Origin of the sequence: Streptomyces sp. NPDC057543, from assembly GCF_042801895.1 — a bacterium.
GTDB lineage: Bacteria > Actinomycetota > Actinomycetes > Streptomycetales > Streptomycetaceae > Streptomyces.
On sequence record NZ_JBHVFF010000405.1, the window covers coordinates 1 to 5,870 of the forward strand.

Genomic DNA, 5,870 nt, shown 5'->3' on the forward strand with positions numbered 1-5,870 from the left:
TTTCCATGGAAGATCTCAATTTGGATCTCGGACCGCTCGGAACTCTGCTGCCACCACCCGAATGATCCCAGGGAGCACGGCATGGGCATCGGAAAAAAGACCAAGAATATCGGAACAATAGCAAAGGGGAAAACCAAGGAAACGGCCGGGAAGGCCGTGGGCAATGAAAGTCTGGAGGGAAAGGGGAAGGCCCAGAAGACGAAGGGACAGGTGAAGCAGGTAGTTGAGAAGGGCAAGGACGTCTTCAAGCACTGAAGAATGGACATGCCGAGGCATTGACAGCCACGACGCCGACCCGCCGCACTCGGGGCAACGGCGGGCGCGCGTCCGGTGCGCCCGGTGCCGACTCGCCCGCCCTCGGGAGGACATTGCTGCGTTGGGATCAGCCATGGCGCCCCCTGCAACCGTCCGGTGAGTGACGACACGGCCGTCTCCCCCACGAACCCGAAGTTGCGCTCCGGTAGTCATCGTGGCATGTCCGCGACCCTGGCTCACGGAGAGAGGCCGTCAGTGGGTGATCGCAGTGATCACAGGAAGGGAGGAGTGCCGACCGCGCAGCTCGCTGCAACCAGGCCCGCACCGCGCTCGTCCGGCCTGAGAAGGTCCGCGACCAGTCCGGTGACCATACGGTGCCAGAGGCTGGAGCGGCGCAGCATCGCGTGGTCCCCGTGGCGGATCAGCATGATGCCGGCGCGGGACTGTACGGCGCGCGCCCGGTGGAAGTCGAGGGAGGCGTCGGCGCTGGTCACCGTGTCGCAGTCGCCGTGCAGTACGACAGACCGCAGAGCTGCTTGGCGCCGGTGAAGGTGCGCAGGCGGGTTTCCTCGATCTCGCCGTACGGGGAGTAGCCGATGTCCTGGACGTAGTCGGTCATGCCGTCGGTGCCGGTGAGCATGCCAAGGCCGTTGTAGCTATTGGCCACAGTCTCGGCGGGCAGGCCGGCCACCCCAGGCATCGAGGTGGACTGGACGGTCCCGTCGGATGTTGTAGGTGGTGGAGGTGGTGAACGTCTGCGGCGCGCCAGCAGTGACCAGGGGGTCGGTGGCGGCGATGACAAGTCTTGGTGCCCTTGGGGCGGCCGAGCCCGTCGTAGGCGGTGACGACCTGAGAGTAGATCTTGCCGGTGGTGCCTCCGACGTAGCGGATCGAGGCGGTCGGCTGCCCCTTGGCCAGGGAGTCGTAGGTGGACTTGGTCAGCTGGTGGGCGTTGTCCTTCCCCCCCAGGTGCCGGTCTTGCGGCCGAGCTCGTCGTAGTCGGTGATCAGACTGCGGGAGATGCCATTGAGGGTGGTAGTGACCGTCAGCGGTTGGTCGACGTCGTTGTATGTGGTGTCGATTCGGCCGTTGTCGGGGTCGGTGGAGGTGGTCTTGCGACCGCGCAGGTCGTAGCCGTACGTCCAGACCGCCCTGTCCGGTCATCTTCTTCAGCTGGCCACCGGGGGCGTACTCGTACAGGGCGCGGGTGTAGTCGCTGCCGGTCGGGACGGGGCCGCCGTATTCACGGCGCTCGGTGATCCGGCCGCGGCATCGACGATCGTCACGGTGCCGGCCCTGCCTTCTCGGAACCCCTACGCACATGGGCTATGCACGAGCTTCGTGGCTACAACGGCCCTCTGGAAGAACTGCCTTCCTACCGAACGATCGCAGCACCACTGCAGGTGGACGCGCGATCCGCGTTCTGGGAAGCACGGGGCGAAACAATTAGCGCGCTGGACCTACCGGAGGTCGCCCGGAACCTCGTCACTGAGGAACTGCCCATCAGGTTCAGCGTCAGCAAGATACAAACCCTTGTTGCCGAGCAGGATCCTCACGAGCCCCTGAAGCTCAGCCTGCCGGGCGCTGCTGAGCTCGCCCGGATGATGACCTACGAGCAGCAGCACCGCGGCGTTGTGGTGGAAACCGTGTACTGGGCAGCCCACGTGTCAGCCCTCCACGACGTTCTTGAACAGATGCGCAATCGAATGCTGGAGTTCGTCGCAGAACTGCGTTCAGCCATGGCACCTGGAAAGCAAGAACCAACTGTCGAACAGGTGCATCGAGCCGCACAGAATATCCACATCACCGTCGGTGATCACTCCCCGGTCACCCTCACTGCACCCTTGTCCTATGAGCGCCAGAGCGCCACAGTAGGCATCCCCTCCATCCCCCGATACCGATGGTGGCCGAGACGGTGGTCATGGCGGCGCCCTATACCCAGCGCATCCCGATCGCCGACAGCTGCTCCACCCGCGCTGGCTTCAACGACGCTGCCCGTGAGCGCTGATTGCCCACCCACGATCCCAGCTTGATCTCTCGCTGCTCCTGGCCCTCACCGTTGCCCTGGTCGATAGTGACCGTCACCATGGGTTTCCTAGATGATCGATTCCAAGGGGTAGGTCCTGTGGCGATCAGTTCGCCCCATGGTGAGTGGGGAGTAGCCGGGTGGTGGCGATGTTGAGGCGCATGCCGGAGGGAATACGGCCGTCGGTGTCCAGCAGGGCTGGGGCAGCGGCGAGGAACTCGGCGCGCAGGCTCGCGGTCTGCTCCGGGTCGAGCACCCCCATGTCGTAGAAGGCTTCGGTGGTGGAGTCCCAGACCTGTTCCGGGGTGCCGCCCATGTCGATGACGACGGTGTCCCAGCTCACCGGCGCGAATCCGGCTGGGCCGAACAATTCGTCCAGGCCCTCCCGGCTGCGGGCCCTGCCGTCGCCGAGCCGCGGCATGGACCGCTCCGGCGATGCCGCCTTGAAGTAGGGGCGGGCAAGGGTCAGGAACAGGCTCATAGCCTGGCCGTCGACGGCCCCGCCCCCGACGGCGACGGCGAGCCGGCCGCCGGGCGCCAGCACCCGAGCCGCCTCGGCGGCTATCCGGTCCACGTCGTGCATCAGCATCAGCGCCATGTGCGACACCACGGCGTCGAAGGAGTTGTCGGCGAAGGGCAGTTCCTGGGCCCGCCCTTGCCGCAGGTCCGCACATGTGAGGGCGGGACGCATCCGGGCCAGCGCCAGCTCCTGGTCCGCCAGGTCGATGCCCGCCAGCTCCTCGGCACCGGCTGCGGCCAGCACCTCCAGCAGCGCGCCGTCCGCGCAGCCCAGGTCAAGCACCCGGCGGGCTCCGGCGACCTCGGCGGCCAGGACCTGGTAACTGGTGCGGCCGTCGGCGAGCGGGGCCCGCTCCGTGTTGACCGACTGGCGTCCGGGTCCGTTGTTGTGGAAGTCGCGCAGGAACATCTCGGCGGCGTCGGAACTGGAGCTGCGGGACGAGGGAGTTGTGGTCATTTCCCGGACCCTACAAGGCAGTCGCCGGACGCGCCCCTCCTTTGAACGGCGGTGTTGGCCATTGCTGCTGTTACGGCACCGGGCTCAGGGATAGGGCCCGGAGCAGGCCGGGGTGCTGGGCGACGCCGCCAGCAGTAGACGTCGGAGCAAGAACCTTTGGTCGCGCTACCGCCCACAGCGGTTGTTGCCCACCGGCAGGAACAGCTCCAGTCGCACTCCATCTCCGGCAAATTCCGCCGACCTGCCAGGGCGGCTGCGCGGACAACGCGAGGGAGTCCAAGATCAGTGTGTGAAGACAGACTTGGACTCCCTCGCGACCGCACTCTACGTGAAGACGGACGACCTGCTGCAGGGTTCGCCGCAGCTCGCCCCGTGGCGGCCGGCGGTCGGCATAGCGCCACAGCACAGCGACGCCGAACTGGTGACGCTGTCAATGATGCAGGCCATGCTCGGCTACACCTCCGAGGCCCGGTGGCTCCGGCATGCCCGGGCCCACCTGCGACACCTGTTCCCGTACCTGCCGAAGCAGCCCGGCTACAACAAGAGACTGCGCCAGGCTGCGGAGCTCATCCGACAGGTCACGCGTGCGTTGACACCGCGTTGTGGACCGACGACGTGTGGGTGGTGGACTCCACGCCGGTCGAGTGCGGCCGTTCCAGGGAGACCGTCAAGCGCTCCGACTTGGCCGGATGGGCGCAGTACGGCTACTGCGCCAGCAACTGGTGCGGGGTGTTGGAGGGGTCGTCGGCGAATGCCGTGATGCGCAGGGCCACGGTGTGCGCCTGGGCGAGAACGGCGCGCTGGAGGATGCGTTCGCCCCAGTGCTCGGGTGACCCGACGGGGGTGGAGACGAGGGAGATGAGGTCTGCCGGAACGGTGCCCGCGGTGAGCAGGCCACGGTGCTGGGCCTCCCAGAGCACGGTGATCGGGTCGACGGGATCGCCGCGGTGCACCAGCGCGGTTACGCACTGAAACAGGGCGCCGTGCAACGGATGGGCGAAGTCGCCGGACTGCAGCCACCGCATCGCTGTCAGCCTGGTCGGGTGCGCGGTCGCCGTCGCCAGGAACAAGCGCTCCTCCTCCAGGACTTCCTCACCGGTGCCCCGTGGCGGGGGTGCGGGCATAGGGGTGCGTGGCAGGGATCCGGGGTGCGGCGCGAACTGTCCGGCGAGCTCATCCACATAGCAGGTCAGGATGTCGGCCTGTGCGAGGGTCGCGGTGGCAGGGTTCGGCAGGGTGATGTCGGTCGATGTTCGGGCGAGTTGCTCGGCCTGCGCCTTCAAAGTGCGGCGGGCGTGATCGGCCCTGATCATGAGCGCGTACGCGCCGACGTGCTTGGGCCAGCGGCTGACCTGGACGAGCGAGTGCAGGTAGGACACGGTGAGGCCGGGAGCCTCGGGCCGGGCCCGCTCCAGAACCGAGTTCAGCCAGACCGGGTCCTTTATGTGCCGCTCCGGGTCGGGCGCTGGCACGGCGCGCATGGCGGCGAACAGCGCGGCATGGGCACGGTCGTCGAAATGGTCGGGCTTCAGCGGGCCGGTGTCCGCCAGGAGCCTCGGGTCGAGGAGCAGTGAGCCGAGCAGGGCCTGCTCCACGTAGTGCACCGGCGGCGGCACCGGCACATCACCGATGCCGAAGTCCTCATCCAGCAACGGGTTGTTGGCCATCAGGCCGCCAGGGCGAAGTCGTTGGGGCTGACCGTCTTGCCGAGGTACGGCGCCAGCAAATGGGCCGCGAGCCTGGGGGGTACAGCGTTCCCGATCTGGGAGAACATCTGGCCCTTGTTGCCGGCCCACGGATAGCCGGCGGGAAACGTCTGCAGAACACCCGCCTCCTGGGCCGTGATCCGGATCGGCTCCGGCGCCGCGCCTTGTCTGCCCAGCCCCTGCTCTGGTTCTGCGACCCAGACACATTCGTTGGCGCGGTGACCGAAGAACAGCGTCCCCGCCGGCTCGGACTGCGGTCGGACGGTGGCGTTGGCCTGGTTGTTGCTCCGCAGTGACCAGGACCAGCGGTGGGTTTGCGCCGTGAACGCGGGGGCGGTCCCATTGGTTGGGCGGTCCTCGTGGGTGCCGTTGCCATAACCTCTGCGCCGAGCCTTGAGGGCGACGCCCGGGTCGGCAGGGGGCTGCTTCCAGGTGCCGCGGTCGCGGGCATTGGACAGGGATTTGCGGGAGCCGGAGGGGAAAGGTTCTGGGCCTCCACCGGGTCCGCCGCCTGCGCACACCGTCGGCACGGGACGGTCGGTGGCCCCCCAGCCGAGGGCCTCGGCCATGGACACCCATCGGTCGCGTCCCGGGCCGAAGAGCGTCTCCGGCTCGGCCGTTCGCGCGTGCGTGGGCGGTAGAACCGGGCGGTGCTGGGGGCGAGGAGGACGGGTTCTTCGAGGGGATGCAGCCAGACGGCGGGCAGGGCGGTGTAGGCGATGGTGGCGGGGAGGGTGACCTCGTTGCCGTCGGTGTCGGTGACGAAGCCGTCGATCTCGTACTCGGGGCCAGCGGGGAGGTCCAGAAGTTCAATCTGGTCGGCGGTGAGGCGCAGGGTGACCCGGTTGGTAGTGGTGGCCTCGTAGCCGTCGACGGTGGCGCCCTCGGGGTCGATACCGGTGACGGT

At 67.6% G+C, this 5,870-nt stretch carries 8 protein-coding genes and 2 pseudogenes; 4 read left to right on the top strand and 6 right to left on the bottom strand.

What is annotated here, in order from left to right; genetic code table 11:
- A partial coding sequence (locus tag ACFU8Q_RS38290; protein ID WP_384463835.1) for a CsbD family protein occupies window positions 1–255 on the top strand: 255 nt, incomplete at its 5' end.
- A gap of 272 nt (window positions 256–527) precedes the next feature.
- On the opposite strand, the gene ACFU8Q_RS38295 is transcribed toward ACFU8Q_RS38290, so the two are convergent.
- From ACFU8Q_RS38295 to ACFU8Q_RS38305, 3 genes are all read right to left on the bottom strand, one after another.
- Window positions 528–749 (bottom strand): hypothetical protein, encoded by a 222-nt coding sequence (locus ACFU8Q_RS38295; RefSeq protein ID WP_384463838.1) that lies wholly within the window; start codon window positions 747–749, stop codon window positions 528–530.
- Entirely contained in the window at window positions 746–955 is a 210-nt protein-coding gene (locus tag ACFU8Q_RS38300) for a hypothetical protein (RefSeq protein WP_384463841.1), read from the bottom strand. Before ACFU8Q_RS38300 ends, ACFU8Q_RS38295 begins: the two co-directional genes overlap by 4 nt.
- Before the next feature lie 238 nt (window positions 956–1,193).
- The gene (locus tag ACFU8Q_RS38305) at window positions 1,194–1,382 is read right to left on the bottom strand and encodes a hypothetical protein (protein WP_384463852.1); all 189 of its coding nucleotides are present in this window, start codon (window positions 1,380–1,382) and stop codon (window positions 1,194–1,196) included.
- Between the two features lie 144 nt (window positions 1,383–1,526).
- Here ACFU8Q_RS38305 and ACFU8Q_RS38310 point away from each other — a divergent pair, with 144 nt between their 5' ends.
- A complete protein-coding gene (locus ACFU8Q_RS38310; protein ID WP_384463855.1) occupies window positions 1,527–2,288 on the top strand; it encodes a hypothetical protein in 762 nt (253 codons plus the stop codon).
- 99 nt (window positions 2,289–2,387) lie between these two features.
- Here ACFU8Q_RS38310 and ACFU8Q_RS38315 read toward each other — a convergent pair whose 3' ends face one another.
- On the bottom strand, window positions 2,388–3,257 hold the full coding sequence (locus ACFU8Q_RS38315) for a class I SAM-dependent methyltransferase (RefSeq protein ID WP_384463844.1): 870 nt from the start codon (window positions 3,255–3,257) through the stop codon (window positions 2,388–2,390).
- A 289-nt stretch (window positions 3,258–3,546) separates the two neighbouring features.
- Here ACFU8Q_RS38315 and ACFU8Q_RS38320 point away from each other — a divergent pair.
- Window positions 3,547–3,977 (top strand): annotated as a pseudogene (locus tag ACFU8Q_RS38320) (IS982 family transposase); the annotation flags it as partial.
- Here the strand turns inward: ACFU8Q_RS38320 and ACFU8Q_RS38325 are convergent.
- Window positions 3,962–4,924 (bottom strand): DnaB-like helicase N-terminal domain-containing protein, encoded by a 963-nt coding sequence (locus tag ACFU8Q_RS38325; RefSeq protein ID WP_384463847.1) that lies wholly within the window; start codon window positions 4,922–4,924, stop codon window positions 3,962–3,964. The pseudogene ACFU8Q_RS38320 and the gene ACFU8Q_RS38325 overlap by 16 nt on opposite strands.
- A pseudogene (locus ACFU8Q_RS38330) lies at window positions 4,924–5,601 on the bottom strand (DNA cytosine methyltransferase); the annotation flags it as partial. The pseudogene ACFU8Q_RS38330 and the gene ACFU8Q_RS38325, both read right to left, overlap by 1 nt.
- Window positions 5,602–5,648: 47 nt before the next feature.
- On the opposite strand from ACFU8Q_RS38330, the gene ACFU8Q_RS38335 reads away from it, so the two are divergent.
- On the top strand, window positions 5,649–5,870 hold a 222-nt coding region (locus tag ACFU8Q_RS38335; RefSeq protein WP_384463850.1), incomplete at its 3' end, for a hypothetical protein.